At 62.0% G+C, this 13,857-nt stretch carries 11 protein-coding genes; 2 read left to right on the top strand and 9 right to left on the bottom strand.

Annotated elements, in window-relative coordinates; translation table 11 throughout:
- Positions 1-15 precede the first annotated feature (15 nt).
- Positions 16-1,407 carry an alpha/beta hydrolase family protein gene (locus tag LDN90_RS09295; protein WP_223948778.1) on the top strand — a complete coding sequence of 464 codons (1,392 nt, stop codon included), beginning with the start codon at positions 16-18 and terminating at the stop codon, positions 1,405-1,407.
- A 383-nt stretch (positions 1,408-1,790) separates the two neighbouring features.
- Here LDN90_RS09295 and LDN90_RS09290 read toward each other — a convergent pair whose 3' ends face one another.
- The 9 genes from LDN90_RS09290 to LDN90_RS09250 form a co-directional block, all read right to left on the bottom strand.
- Complete coding sequence (locus tag LDN90_RS09290; RefSeq protein ID WP_223948777.1) at positions 1,791-2,855, bottom strand: LacI family DNA-binding transcriptional regulator; 1,065 nt, start codon at positions 2,853-2,855, stop codon at positions 1,791-1,793.
- 151 nt (positions 2,856-3,006) lie between these two features.
- The gene (locus LDN90_RS09285) at positions 3,007-3,831 is read right to left on the bottom strand and encodes an alpha/beta hydrolase (RefSeq protein ID WP_223948776.1); all 825 of its coding nucleotides are present in this window, start codon (positions 3,829-3,831) and stop codon (positions 3,007-3,009) included.
- Positions 3,832-4,788: a glycosyl hydrolase family 32 gene (locus LDN90_RS09280; protein ID WP_223948775.1), complete on the bottom strand. Its 957-nt coding sequence runs from the start codon at positions 4,786-4,788 to the stop codon at positions 3,832-3,834. It abuts the gene before it with no gap.
- Between the two features lie 29 nt (positions 4,789-4,817).
- Complete coding sequence (locus LDN90_RS09275) at positions 4,818-5,786, bottom strand: alpha/beta hydrolase (protein ID WP_223948774.1); 969 nt, start codon at positions 5,784-5,786, stop codon at positions 4,818-4,820.
- A gap of 53 nt (positions 5,787-5,839) precedes the next feature.
- The gene (locus LDN90_RS09270; protein WP_223948773.1) at positions 5,840-6,691 is read right to left on the bottom strand and encodes an ATP-binding cassette domain-containing protein; all 852 of its coding nucleotides are present in this window, start codon (positions 6,689-6,691) and stop codon (positions 5,840-5,842) included.
- Entirely contained in the window at positions 6,688-8,631 is a 1,944-nt protein-coding gene (locus LDN90_RS09265; RefSeq protein ID WP_223948772.1) for a dipeptide/oligopeptide/nickel ABC transporter permease/ATP-binding protein, read from the bottom strand. The genes LDN90_RS09270 and LDN90_RS09265 overlap by 4 nt, the downstream gene beginning before the upstream one ends.
- Complete coding sequence (locus tag LDN90_RS09260) at positions 8,628-9,566, bottom strand: ABC transporter permease (protein WP_223948771.1); 939 nt, start codon at positions 9,564-9,566, stop codon at positions 8,628-8,630. Before LDN90_RS09260 ends, LDN90_RS09265 begins: the two co-directional genes overlap by 4 nt.
- Positions 9,567-9,581: 15 nt before the next feature.
- Positions 9,582-11,306: an ABC transporter substrate-binding protein gene (locus LDN90_RS09255; protein ID WP_223948770.1), complete on the bottom strand. Its 1,725-nt coding sequence runs from the start codon at positions 11,304-11,306 to the stop codon at positions 9,582-9,584.
- A gap of 112 nt (positions 11,307-11,418) precedes the next feature.
- Positions 11,419-12,459: a LacI family DNA-binding transcriptional regulator gene (locus LDN90_RS09250; protein WP_223948769.1), complete on the bottom strand. Its 1,041-nt coding sequence runs from the start codon at positions 12,457-12,459 to the stop codon at positions 11,419-11,421.
- A 110-nt stretch (positions 12,460-12,569) separates the two neighbouring features.
- Between LDN90_RS09250 and LDN90_RS09245 the strand changes: the two genes are divergently transcribed.
- Positions 12,570-13,694 carry a serine hydrolase domain-containing protein gene (locus LDN90_RS09245; protein WP_223948768.1) on the top strand — a complete coding sequence of 375 codons (1,125 nt, stop codon included), beginning with the start codon at positions 12,570-12,572 and terminating at the stop codon, positions 13,692-13,694.
- Positions 13,695-13,857 lie beyond the last annotated feature (163 nt).

Raw genomic sequence — 13,857 nt, 5'->3', positions numbered from 1 at the left:
TTAGGAGAATATTCAATGCATCTGCAACCTCGTTCCGTTAGTAGTGCCCGCATGGGCATTCTGGGGATAACGCTAAGCGCTGTCCTGTGTCTGAACTCCACGTTGGTGTCGGCCCCGGTTTCGTCCGCCGCGGATCTACCGCCTGCACCCGCCACGACAGCTGTTTCAGGAGCGACGATCATTGGGCAGAAGTGGCTCACTGAGCGCAGCCTGGAGCTGACGGTCAATTCGCCTTCGTTCACGGCACCGGTCCAGGTGGAGGTGATGCTGCCAAACGGGTACGGCGAAGATACCTCCCGCAACTGGCCCGTCACCTACTACCTCAACGGTACATACGGTGACCAGACCCAGCTCAGAACAATGTTCAACGGGGAGGCACTGACTGACTCCTACGATTCGATCGTCGTGTCGCCAAGTGGGAAGTCGGGGTACTGGAGTGACTGGTTCAACAACGGCGCAGGGGGCCCACCGATGTACGAGACGTTCACGACCCAGCAGCTGATACCGCTGATCGATGCGAACTTCCGCACCCTGAAGGACCGAGCCCACCGCGCCGTCCTCGGCTTTTCGATGGGCGGTTACGGCACGCTGATGCTTGCTGCCCGGCACCCTGATCTGTTCGTGGCAGCGTCCAGCCTTTCCGGGGCCGTGGATACCAACTGGCTCCCCGGTGCCGCCGTGCACACAGTCAGCCCCGTCCTGGATACGGCGATCCCGGATTCCATCTACGGACCCCGGGCAACGAACGAGGTCAACTGGCGCGGACACAACCCTGTGGACATCGCGGCAAACCTGCGCACCGTGGATGTCCAGCTCTACACCGGCAACGGCGTGCTGGGCGCAAGCGAGGTAGCCGACCCGATCCCGTCGGGTGCCTGCCCAGTGGAGTCGGGAATTATCCTGCCGGAGACGCAAAGCCTGCACAACACCCTTGTTAGCCAGGGCATCCCGCACAAGTACGCCACCTACGACTGGGGCTGCCACAGCCCGGCGATGGTCAAACAGGAGATCGCAGACACACTGCCCCGGTTCACGGAGGTCTTCGCCAAAAACACACCGGCGCCAGCCACCTTTGATTACCGTTCCCCTGCACCGGCCTTCAATGTCTTTGACTGGTCAATCACCGCCGATCCGGACCGGGCCGCAGAATTCCTGGACCTGCGTAGTGCCAGCAACACCGGACTCACCATCACCGGCAGCGGCACCACCAGGATCACCACGCCCCCTATTTTCCGCAGGAACAAACCCGTCACGGTACTGGTCAACGGCGCGCCCACAACCCTCAGTTCCGACAGCACCGGCCGGATCACCGTCACCGTGGACCTCGGACAACCCAACCAGGACCAGCAGTACACCCTCGGCGCCACAACCAACCTGCGCACCAGCGTCATTAGCTTCCTCCGCTAACAACCGCTTGTGACGCTGAAACACACGCCGTTGGTCTGACAACACGTGGTGGCTGGGCTCAGCCCCTGAGCCCAGCCACCACGTCAAAGACCCAATTCCTCAACTGTCGATAGTCCTTTGCCCGGCGTAATGGCCCTGGTTGCACCACAGAGGTCAGCACGCTCACTTCGAAGCGTCGAAAAAACCGTGGGCGGAATCCACTTGGCCCTGAGCAGCACCAAGGCCAGCGTGATGAACACAGGATAACCAGTCCCTGCCTAACCCTAGTCTCCGTAGTCCGGCAACCGAGCTACTCAGGCGAAGGAACTCCTGAACCCCGCAACGTGGACCGGGTTCTTCCAGGCCTCGGTTCTTCTGTTTGCGGCAGGGCAATCAGATCGTGTTCAGGCCCGTAGGCGAAGAGAGCCGCGGAGCTGCACCGGCATTGTGACGAGGTGTTCCCTTTTCTCTGCATTCGGGTCCAGAAGCAGCTGTACAGCCAACTCGCCCATTTTCCTGAAGGGCAGGCCTACAGTTGTGAGCTGGGGCCGCATGAATGAGGCGAGCGGGTCATCGTCGAAGGACACTACTGAAACGTCCCCGGGTACTTGCATGCCGGCCTCGGCGAGGGCCTGGTATGCGCCGAAAGCCAGCCGGTCATTCAGACAAAGGAGTGCACTGAATGGCACCCTGGCGTCGATCAAGGTCCTCACCGCCGTGTACCCAGCCTGAGGATCCCAGATAGAACAATCTATCTGGGCCAGCGGAACAACGCCATGCTCGTCAAATACGGAGAATATGCCATCGATTCGTCGGGATACTGCTGGCGTGCTCGCCGTGTCGTGGGCCGCGGTTCGCGAACCCCCCACAAGCGCAATCCCGTCGGAAAAGGCGTTGTCAAGGAGTAGCCCGGCCATTGATCTGCCACCGGCATACTCATCAGGAAGGACGCTGCAGGCGGGTTCCCCCGAACTGGAAGCGTTGAGAAGGACGAGAGGGACGGAGCGGGCAGCTTCGGGGACGTTAACCGGTTGAGACCGGACGGTCGCATATACGATTCCCTCTGGCAAACGGTCCAGCAAAGCGTTAATGGCCGCAGACTCATCACTGGGTTCCAGGTGCTCGACCCCAGGTTCAGCTATAGCCTGAGGCACCATCGGGTCCTGCCCCGTCTCGGTGATGAGCAGCACGTGTCCGGTCTTGCGCGCCTCCAGCATCGCCCCATGAATCAGCTGGCCACCAAAGCCTGCCAACGTGATGAAGTCCGACACGAAGCCAATTGTTTGGCTTTTTGTCCTTAAGCTGCGGGCTGCCATGTTAGGTCGATAGCCCAACTCACGTGCTGCACTCCTGACCCGTTCGGCAGCATCCGCCGAGAGCCGGCTGGGCTTGTTATTCAGAATGAGCGAAGCCGCTGTGGGGGACAGACCTGCACGACGGGCAACGTCGATCAGTGTGGGGCGCGCCAATGTCCTTCTTCCGGTCGGCTGGGCCGCGATTTCGGGAACTCGACAGTCCTCTCCATCGCGGCAGGTCCTACTATTATGTGCGACGTTTAGCGTTTCAAGTCCGATTATCACGTCGCGTACGACCGCAACTTCGCGGACTATGCGGTCGGAGCTACTCGAAACAGTGGTGCTCACCTGCCCTCTTGACTGTTCTTTCTATGGTCGCCACGAAGTCGGGCCAGAGAGGTCGGGCAATTTCGTGTCCCAGCCCGGGGTATAGATGCAGTTCGGCCTGAGGAATTTGTTCGGCGATGCGAACTGAACCCTGGTGCGAGATGAGGGCATCGTCCCGTCCGTGGATGAGCGCCACGGGCACTGTGATCTCTGGGAGCCTGTCACTGATGTCAGGCATCTGCCGCACGGCTTGACGCTGGCGGGGTACGCCGGACTGGTCAGGATTGCGGTGGTACATCTGGCTGGCGAGCAGGCGTTGATCCTCTTCGTCGTAGTCATATGCAGGCGACGCCGTGTCCCTGTTACCCGAAAGGAACACCTCAATGGCTTCGGCTTGCGTCTGGGGGATGACGACGTCGCCCTGAAAGACGCGCTCATTGACCTCGGCGATGGTCGGGGTGGTGTAGAAAAGTACCAGGCCGGCGACCCGGTCCGGATGGTTGAGGGCCACATGCTGGGCGATCAAGCCGCCCATTGATTGTCCGACAACGGTCGCCTTCTCAAGGCCGGCTGAATCGATGACGTCCCGGACGTCGTCTGCCATGTCCGCGATCGTGTACGTGGCGCCTTCCGGCTCGTGCCGGGAGAGTCCAATGTCGCGGTTATCCATGCGCAGGACTCGCAGGCCCTTGGCAGACAGCATGGCGCAGAACCCTTCCCGCCATCCGATGAGCTGGCCGGTGTATCCCTCGAGGAGAAGGACTGGAGGGCCGTCGGGGGGTCCATGGCTATCCCAGTACATGCCGGACGGGGTGGTTGGCATCTACTGAATCCCTGCCTCGCGCGGCAACATCAATCGGCCGTCCGCGACGTCGACGGGGATCGGGTCGCAAATCCCGCCTACGAAGGGACCTGTGCTGTCCGGGAGTTCAAAGGCCAGGAAGACAGGGCTTCCGTGGTGGTCGATGATGCGTCCGCTGTAGAGACCGGCGTCGCTGAGGTTGCTTGCGCGGTCGAGTGCGATGTTCCCGTCCCAAGGGGCGACCCATGTACCGGTAGTTGCCCCGGCAAATCGTCGGTCCTCGGAGATGACCTGCTCGTGGGCGGAGAAGAGGATCAGGTCCTGCCCGTTGAGAGCTAGTTTTTGGAAGACTTCGAGGTGGGCGAATCCGTGGATGGGGTCAGTGAGGGGTGGTTGCACTGTCCAGGTCAGCAGGTCCGGGGAGGTGGCGTGGGCGACGACGCCCCGATTTATGGATGCGCCCGTGTTGGCCCGTGCTGTGATGAGCATGTGCCATTGACCGTTGTTGTCTCGGTAGACCCATGGGTCACGCCATGCCTCTTCGGGCCAGTCGGAAGTTCCGAGCGTCTCGTACCAGCGCGGATCAGCGTGGAGTGCGAAAGACGGGTCCTTGGTCCAGGTGTAGAGATCCGTTGATACCGCCATGGCGATCACTTCGATGTTCGTGGTGTTATCTGGAGACGGGAAGGTGGAGCCTGTGTAGAACATCCGCCACATACCATCATCGCCGCGGACGATGGATCCGGTCCATGTTGCGGTCGCGTCGACTGCCCCGGGACCTCCCGGGACCAGAACCGTGCCGTGTTCTGTCCACGTACGCAGGTCCGTGGAGGTCGCATGCCCGATGGTGGCGTTGCGGTGCCGAAGCTCAGGGTCACCGAGCGACTTGGGCGCCTGGAGGTAGTAGAGGTGGTGGATGTCGTCATGCTGGATGTGCCAAAAGTCCCAGATCCATCGGTCATCGGGTGTGAGGGCCAAGATACGTCCTAACTTGAGCTGTGAACCGGCTAAGCCCGAGTGGCGGAGCGGTGATCTGCGTGCCTGGTGAGCTGCGCTATGGCCTCATCACGCCAGGCGACCGCTTCGGGGAGAAGTTTGGTGAACTGCGATGACCCGTGGATGTGGCCGGCACCCACTGTGAGGGTCGCCTGGTTTCCTGCGGCGGTGAGCCTGTCGACATAGCGGGCCCCGTCGTCCTGCAGGGGATCGTACTCGGAGGTCATGATGTGCGCAGGCGGCAGCCCAGAAAGATCCCCGCTAAGGAGTGGGGAGGCATACTCATTCGTCGCGTCCTCCGGCGTCGCCAGGTAACCCTCGATGCAGGCCTGCAGCTCAGTTCTGGACAGTGGGTACTCGCCCGTCCCGTACTTCTCGACTGAGGGGCTGCTCGCGGTCAGATCCAGGGCGGGTACTTCCAGGAGTTGGAAGGTGATCGCTGGTCCGTTTTCGTTCCGGGCCTTCAGCGCGACAGCTGCAGCAAGGTTCGCGCCTGCTGATCCTCCGCCGAGCGTGAGGCGGGTTGGATCGGCGTCGTACTTTCCGGCGTGCTCGACAATCCATTCCAGCGCGGCATAGGAGTCGTTGAGCGGGACCGGGAATTTATGCTCGGGGGCCAGACGGTACTCGACGGCGACGCTCACATATCCGGCGATGGCGGTTCGCTCGCGGCACAGGATGTCAACGAAGGGGTCGTCGATGGTGCCGAACATCCATCCACCGCCGTGGTAGTAGAGGTGGATAGGGTGTGGTCCTGGAGTCGCAGGCTGGTAGATGCGGACGGTGATGTGTCCGCCGTCGACCTCTATCTGGGCGGTGCTGACGGCACCGACGTCACGGGGCTCTTCAGCGAGGGCGGCCGCGAGGGCGGCAGCCCCTTCATTGCCAGCTTTCCGCTGGTCTTCGAGGCTCATCGTCTGGGCATCCGCCTGGGCAGGTATATTGGCGAGCATCGCTTGGAGGGCTGGGATAACGGGCATGAGGAAGTGTCTTTCTTGACGCGGGCCGGGACGTGATACTGCAGGAGGTTGAATCAGCTGATGAGAGAGGTGCGGCTGGGTGCCGGCACGGCCGATGTTGGCCGTTGCCGCTGACGCTGCACGACGGGGTCGGCGATGGGGGCAGCCAGGAGGAGGGCTTTAGTGTAGGGGTCGGCGGGCTGGGTTGTAATCTGCTGAGTGGGGCCGGATTCCTTGATCGTGCCGCGGTAGAGCACAGTGACTTCGTGGCAGATGTGCTTGACTACAGACATGTCGTGGCTGATGAACAGGTAGCTCAGTCCGCGCTCTCGTTGCAGATCGGTGAGGAGGTTCAATACTTGGGCCTGAACGGAGAGGTCCAGCGCGCTGACAGCTTCGTCGCAGACGACGACTTGTGGGTTAGTGATAAGCGCCCGTGCTATGGAAATGCGTTGCCTCTGCCCGCCGGAGAACTGGCGGGGCTGCCGCGATGCGGCATCCGGTTCCATGCCTACGGCCGTGAGTACCTCCGCCACACGCGCGTCCACATCGATGTCGCCGAGCATGTTCTGCGCCTTCAACGGCTCAATGAGGCTCCGCCCTACGGTGAAGGAAGGGTTCAGTGAGGTATTCGGATCCTGGAACACGGCTTGAATGGACCGCCCGAGTCCCCGCCGGCGCCGGCCGTTCAGGTGGGTGATGTCCTGACCCAGTAGCTCTATGCGTCCGGTGGTGATAGGCACGAGCCCCAGGATGGCTTTGGCCAGCGTTGATTTTCCAGAACCCGACTCTCCTACCAGCCCGACGGTTGCCGCGTGGGGGATGCGCACGTTGACGTTGTCCAGCGCGGTGAAATGCTGGCGGCCCTTCCGGTAGCGGACGGTGATGTTTTCGGCGACCAGCACCGGGTACGACGTGTCCTTCATCGGTCCAACACTCCTTCGCTGGCAAGTTCTTCAGCACGGATGCAACGGGTGACAGATCCCGGTGGGACGACACGCAGTGGCAGGGGCCCGTCGAGGCAGGCTTCGGTGGCGAACGGGCACCGGCCGGCGAATCGGCAACCTGTCGGGCGGCTACCGGGTGCGGGCACGCGGCCCGGGATTGTTTCCAGACGTTTCCCGAGCGGCGAGACGCTGGGATCAGCGGCCAGGAGCGCTGCGGTGTAGGGAAAGCGGGGAGCCTGGAACACCGTGTAGACATCGCCCATTTCGACGACCTCACCGGCATACATGACGACCGCCCGGTCTGCCATGTCAGCGACGACACCCCAGTTGTGGGTGATAATGAGCACGCTGAGCTTGGTGGATTGCTGGAGTTCACGCAGGAGGTGCAGGATTTCTGATTGCACCGTGACATCAAGGGCTGTGGTGGGTTCGTCGGCGATGATCAGCCGGGGGCGGCCGGCCAGCGCGAGGGCTATGTTGATGCGTTGGGCCATTCCACCGGAGATTTCGTGCGGGTAGAGCTTCAGCACACGTGCCGGGTCCGCGATCTGTACCTGCTGTAGCAACTCGTGGGTGCGTTGCTTGAGCTTTGCGGGCGAGAGTTTCTCGTGGCGGAGGATGACTTCGCGCAGGTGGCCTTCGACGGTGTGGGTCGGATCGAGACTCCCGAGTGCGTCCTGGGCGACGTAACCGATTCCTCCACCGCGTACGGCTGCGTATGCCTCCGCTCCCCTGGAGAGGAGGTCAACGCCGTCAAAGATAACGCTGCCCCCGTCAACGTGCAGTCCAGGCGGCAGCAGCCCGAGGGTACCGAGGGCCGTGACGGATTTCCCGCATCCGGATTCCCCCACGACAGCGACGATCTCTCCCTGAGCCACGGAGAAGGTCGCGTCATCGACCAGTGTCACACCGTCATCGACGCTCACCCGCAGGTTGCGCACCTGAAGAAGGTGGTTCTTCGTGTCGAGGTCGAACTGATTGGCAGCCGGGGTCACGGTCTTGGCTCTGCGGCGGCGCCACCGGCGGCCTGCCGGCGATGCTTCATCGGATGTGGCGTCACGGATGGCGTCACCGACAAGTCCGAAGGCCATCACCGTGAGGATGATGATCAGTCCTGCTGGCACCAATGGCCATGAGGTAAGCGATATGACCTGGGATGCTTCACCGATCATCCCACCCCAGGTCGGCCGGTCTCCGTCGCTGAGGAGCCCGAGGAAGGCAAGCGCGGCCTGAATCACCAGGGCGGATCCGACGAATACCGAAGCCTGAACGAGGATCGGGCCCAGCGCCCGGCGGACCAAGTGTGTTGCCATGATGTTTACGGGTTTGACACCGGCGACCGTTGCGGCGGTGACGTACGCTTCTTCCCTGACTACGAGGGTGACGCCCCGGACGACGCGGATCAGTCCGGGTGAACCAAGCACACCGAGGGTGATCATGGCCGCGATGGGGCTCGATGAAAAAACTGCCAGGACCACCAGAAGGATGATGACCGCCGGGATGGACATAGCGATTTCAGCGACGCGACTGATGACGCTGTCAATGCGTCCGCCCCGGTAGCCGGCGACGATGCCCAGCGGGACGCCGATGAGGAGGAATACCGCCAAAGCGATCAGGGCATAAGTCAGGGACGGAACAGCGGCATAAAGAAGCCGGCTCAATATATCGCGGCCCAGCGCGTCCGTTCCGAGCCAGTGGGCGCTGCTGGGCCCGTTGAGAGTGACCAACAAATCCTGCTGTCCGGCCTTGAACGGAGCGATCACGGGTGCGAGGACACCGAGTACGAAGATCAGGAGGATGAAGATGCTGGCGATGACCCCGAGAGGCTGCCTTTTCCATGCCTGACCGAGCCAGCCTTGCCGCCGGGGTACCGCGTTAGGTAAGGCTGCGCTGGAGCGCTGGGAAGATGTCACTGTCATTTAACTCTCACACGTGGGTTGAAGTAGCCGTACGCGAGGTCGACAATCAGGTTGACGACGATCGTGATGAGCGTGAAGTAGACCACGACCCCTTGAATGAGGGGCAGGTCGCGGGACGCCGTGGCCTGAACTGCGGTGCTTCCGAGTCCCGGGATGGCGAAGATGGATTCAATGGCGACGGTGCCGCCCAGGGCTCCGACGAAGACGAGCCCGATCACGGTCAGGATCGGCACGGCCGCGTTGCGCAGGGCGTGCCTATAGATGATCGAGTTCTCTTTCACGGCAGCCGCCCGCAGGGTACGCACATAGGTCCCGTCAAGTGCCGTTGCCATCGAGTCCCGCGTCTGCTTGGCGATGCGTGATAGCGCCGGCAGGGACAGGGTGATGATCGGCAGGATAAGGGATGTAGCCCACATGCCGGGATCCTCGGCGATCGGGACGTAGCCGGTAGGCGGAAGGAGTTTGAGCTGCACGGCGAAGATGACGACCAGGACCAAGCCCAACCAAAAGTCGGGGATGGCCAGGGCGAGGATTGAGGAGGAGTCAACTACTCGGCCGAGGACCCCGCGGCGTGCCGCCCTGACGCCCATGGCTATCCCGATGATCGAGGCCACGAGTGTGGCCCCGATGATCAGGGACAGGGAGGGTTCCAGCCGTGCGTTGAGGAGCTCCGTGACCGGCTGTCGGCTGATCAATGATGTTCCCAGGTCCCCGTGCAGCGCACCGGTCAACCAGTTCCAGTACTGCTGCCACAGGGGCAGGTTCAGGCCAAGTTCCTCCCGCGCGGCCGCGAGCTGAGCGGCAGTGGCGTTGGGTCCGAGCAGGGCCCTGGCCGCGTCGCCGGGAAGGAACGGGACAAGGACGAACGAGATCATGGACGCGATGAGCGCCAGTGGAATCGACAGCGCCAGGCGGCGCAGGATCAACCTAAGCACGGTTTTGTTTCTTTCTTACTTGGCCGGTCGCAGATCGGTGAAGAGCGGGACGGCGGCATTTGCTGATGTGGCGTCGAAGCCGGTCAGGCCGGGAGCGAGGTAGTAGCTCAGTGGAGCGCCGACGACCGGGATGGTCCACGCTTGGTCCATCAGACGTTCGTTGATCTGCTTCTGCAGCTCAACTCCGGATTTTTCATCAGCAGCCCGGTACTTGTTGTAGAGCTCATCAAGCTTCGGGTCGGAGGTCTTGAACCAGTTGAATGGACCGGCCGGGTTCACGAATCCTGCGTAGAGGGAGTTCATGTCCGCCAGCCCGTAACCGATCACCGCTGCCGGGTATTTCCCTGACACCATGGCCGTGAAGTAGTCGGGGGCGGAGGCCTGGGTGGTGAGTTCGAGTTTGACGCCCACCTTCTCGAGCTGGCCGCCGACGGCCTGGGTGAGTTTGTCGAGGCCTGCTAGCGAAGTGGTAAGAACAGGGAGTGTGAAGCCGTCCGGGTATCCTGCTTCGGCGAGCAAGGCCTTGGCCTTTTCGGGGTCGTACGGGTACTTCTCGGTGAGCTCTTCGCTGAAGGGGGCCTGTCCCTTCAAGGCGTACTGGGACAGTGCGAGGTCCTCGGAGCCGTAGAGTGCTTTCGCGATCGTCTTGCGGTCCACGGCCATGTTCAAGGCCTGCCGGACCTTGAGGTTACCGAGGGGTTTCGAAACTTTGCCTTCACGGTCAGCGAGGTTGATTCCGGACAGTGCCTGCGGTGGTGCGATGACCTCCAGACCTGCAGCCCGGGCTGCCGGCAGCGTCGTGGCATCCCCCAGGGCGGCCTGCACCTGGCCCGCCTGCATGGCCTGGATGGTGGAGGACGGGTTGGCGATAACCCGGACAGTCACGGAGTTGAAGTGCTGTCGCTCGGGGTTCCAGTATTTGGGGTTTTTCACGAAGGTGTAGTGGTCCCCGGCGACTGTCTGGGCGGAGTCCAGCATGTAGGGTCCCGCGCCGGCTGTTGCGGCGTCAAGCGTCGCAGGTTTGTCCAAAGACGCAGGGCTGATCGGGTAGCCCGCGCCAAAGGCCTGGGCGAAGTAGAAGCTCAGTCCGGGATCAGGGCGGGACAGGGTAAGCCGGACAGTTAACGGGTCGGTGACCTCAACTTTTTCCACCGAAGCCAACAGGGTGGAGGGGGTGCCGAGAGTCTGGGCACGACTGTAGTCCAGGTTCTTCTTCAAAGCTTCGGCATCCAAGGTGCTGCCATCGCTGAACGTGAGGCCCTTTCGAAGGGCGATTTCGTAGGTCTGGTTGCCCTCCCCTACGTAGCCAAACTTTTCAGCAAGTCCAGGTGAAAACGTGCCGTCACCATTCATGACGACCAGAGGATCGTAGGCCCACTGGTACACCGCCGCGTAGGCCGGATCTCCCACCGCTGGATTAAGCGACGGCGGAACTACCGAGGTCGCGAAGGTGACGGTGTCTTTGGTGTATGGCTCAGCTGTCGCGCCCGTCCCGCCTCCGGTGCCGGAGCAGCCGGACATCGCAACGCCGACAACCAGGAAGCCCGCCAGCAGCACACCACCGCGGACTGGTGACGCTGAAGACTTGCCGCCGCTCCCCTGAGTTCCCGCAGCGAAGAAGGTTTTGATGCGACTGCGCAGAGTCTTTCTTGTGATCGCGTCCTCTGCTGACGCCCCCTGGCGTTGGCAGGCTTGTGGGGAATCAATGCCCTCGGCACTGCTCGCTCGCACATTGTCCATTTCTATCCTCCGTTGGATCTCATACCCGGCGATGTTGCCGGGTAAATGGATTTAGCAATACGATTACACGTGCTCCACATCACTGTCAAGCCCCACATGGAATAAGTTGGAATCAATGGTCGAAGGCGCTCCGGGAGGAGCCTCCAGGGCGAAGAATCATATGCTCGAGGTGCTCCCCCACTGGGAAGGAATCGCCATCGAGGGCCATCTCGACGGCCCGGCGGCCCATGTTCTCGAAGGGCAAGGCGACCGTAGTCAGCTGCGGCCGCAGGAACGAGACGATGTCATCATCGTCAAAGGAGACGATGGATACATCATCGGGAATCCTCAGACCCGCCTGCCGGATGCCTTCGTAGGCGCCGGCCGCGAGGGTGTCGTTGAGTGCGACGACAGCACTGACGGGTGGGTGCAGGGTCACCGCCCTGGTTGCTGTATCCAGGCCGGCCTCAAAATCCCACACCGGTCTTTCAAGTGGCACCTGGACGACTTCCACGCCTGCGTTCGAAAATGCCGAGAGAAGACTTTGGATGCGCCGCCGCACCGGGACCGTCCAGTACTGCGGATCTGAGGTCCCGAGGATGTGCACCCGGCGGTGACCAAGACCGGTGAGGTGCTCGGCCGCTTGGCGTCCACCTCCTTCCTCGTCGGGCAGGACCGAGAGGTACTCCCCCGGGCCGGCGCTACCATTGAGGACAACCAAAGGCACAGGCACCCGGTATTCGGGCATAATGATGCTCCCTGTGACCGTGGCGAGAATCAGCGCATCGACCTGGCGGTCCAGCAGTACTTCTATTGCGCGGTCCTGTTCCTGGAGGTCACCTTCAGTCTCGGTGACGAACAGGGTGTAGTTCCGCTCCCGGGCAGCCCGGAGTGCTCCGCGGATCATCGGACCGGCGTAACGCGTTGTTGCAATAAGATCGGAAACGAATCCGATGGTGGCAGACTTCTCCGTTCGCAAGCCCCGCGCCATGAGGTTGGGCCGATAGTTCAGCGCTTCAGCAGCTGCGAACACACGCCGCCGGGCATCGTCGCTGAGCCGGGTGTTTTCCCGGCCGTTCAGGATCAACGAGGCTGCCGTGGGGGAAACGCGTGCCCGCTCGGCGACATCAGCCAGTGTGACGCGGGGACTCTTTGGTTCATTGCGTCGGGTCATGCGGTACCTCGACGAATGCCTTGACAGACCTTAGTTGGGACATGAGACTAGTATTCGCTAAATGCTTTTAGCTTCCAAGTGGAAGCGCACTTGTCGTGGGAGGCACCTAAATGCTCAACGTCAGCGGGGATGTTGCTTCGGGGTTTGGTCCTGTTGCGGATGCTTTCAAGGAGAACTTCGACAACCACGGCGACGTTGGCGCTGCATGTGCCGCGATCATCGATGGGAACACCGTCGTCGACATCTTCGCTGGAGACGCCCGCCCAAACACGCCCTGGACAAGGGATACGCGCAGTGTCGTGTTCTCGGTCAGCAAGGGCATCACCGCCATCTGCCTCATCATGGCCTCGCAGCAGGGGTCTCTTGACCTTGACCTGCCAGTCGCCCAGTACTGGCCCGAGTTCGCAGCTCATGGCAAGGACCGGGTCACAGTCCGTCAGCTCCTCGCCCACCGAGTCGGCCTCGTTTATCCAGCAACTACCCTGACTTCAGGGGATATCCGCGACTGGACACCCACGGCCGATGCGCTTGCCGCACAAGCCCCTCAATGGGCTCCCAATGAAACGTTCGCCTACCACCCCCTCACCATGGGCTTCCTGGCAGGCGAGGTTCTGCGTCGCACGACGGGCAAGAAACCCTCGGAGTGGCTCGCAACCCACATATCCAAACCCCTGGGCCTGACCATGACCTTCGGCGGTGACGGTGATAGCCCGGATTTCGCCCCAATTCTTCCTCCTCGCGTCGAAGAAGCCGCGCCCTACCCGCCCGAAATGCAAGTCGTCGCCGAAAGAGCACTGACCATGTCCGGCGCCTACGATAAAGATTTTTTCAGGGGTGCCAACAGCGAGTCCTTTCTGGGAAGTGAGAGTCCCGGGGCAAACCTCGTCGCCTCTGCCCGAGACCTGGCACGCCTCTATGCCGCCACAGTGAGCGACATTGACGGGACCCGCCTGCTCCATGAGACTTCCATCACCCAAGCGGTTCGGCCGCTGTCCAAGGGCCAGCCGTTCTATGGGACCGACGAGGGAAACATCTGGGGCACTGGCTTCATGCTCCACTCACAACGCCGCTACATGGCCGGACCCGGCAGCTTCGGCCACGACGGAGCCGGCGGCCAGCTGGCCTTCGCCAGCCCCAAACACCGCCTCGGGTTTGCCTACCAGACCATCCAGGCAGGACCCCAAAACGACCCACGCGCCGAATTGCTATCGCAGGCCCTCCTCAAATGCCTGTAAGCCGGCCAGTCCACTAGAGCTCGGAACCTACCGGGAAACTTCGGGGTCTGGCATTGTCCGTCGGTCCTGGACATCGAGGGCTAAAGAGGGAATCCGTTCACTTCTGTCAAAACAAGACAATCTGCAGTACGCTAGTTCCATTCCAAGTACTCTCGCGGCTCGC

This window comes from Arthrobacter sp. NtRootA1 (assembly GCF_019976975.1).
Taxonomy (GTDB): Bacteria; Actinomycetota; Actinomycetes; order Actinomycetales; family Micrococcaceae; genus Arthrobacter; species Arthrobacter aromaticivorans.
Note: the sequence above shows the minus strand (reverse complement) of the source record. Positions and strands in the feature narration are given on the sequence as shown.

What these genes read in the sequence shown, in the direction of transcription:
- LDN90_RS09295 (WP_223948778.1), top strand. Translation starts at nt 16, where the DNA reads ATGCATCTGCAACCTCGTTCCGTTAGTAGTGCCCGCATGGGCATTCTG.
- LDN90_RS09285 (WP_223948776.1), bottom strand. Translation starts at nt 3,831, where the DNA reads ATGCCAACCACCCCGTCCGGCATGTACTGGGATAGCCATGGACCCCCC.
- LDN90_RS09275 (WP_223948774.1), bottom strand. Translation starts at nt 5,786, where the DNA reads ATGCCCGTTATCCCAGCCCTCCAAGCGATGCTCGCCAATATACCTGCC.
- LDN90_RS09270 (WP_223948773.1), bottom strand. Translation starts at nt 6,691, where the DNA reads ATGAAGGACACGTCGTACCCGGTGCTGGTCGCCGAAAACATCACCGTC.
- LDN90_RS09265 (WP_223948772.1), bottom strand. Translation starts at nt 8,631, where the DNA reads ATGACAGTGACATCTTCCCAGCGCTCCAGCGCAGCCTTACCTAACGCG.
- LDN90_RS09255 (WP_223948770.1), bottom strand. Translation starts at nt 11,306, where the DNA reads ATGGACAATGTGCGAGCGAGCAGTGCCGAGGGCATTGATTCCCCACAA.
- LDN90_RS09250 (WP_223948769.1), bottom strand. Translation starts at nt 12,459, where the DNA reads ATGACCCGACGCAATGAACCAAAGAGTCCCCGCGTCACACTGGCTGAT.
- LDN90_RS09245 (WP_223948768.1), top strand. Translation starts at nt 12,570, where the DNA reads ATGCTCAACGTCAGCGGGGATGTTGCTTCGGGGTTTGGTCCTGTTGCG.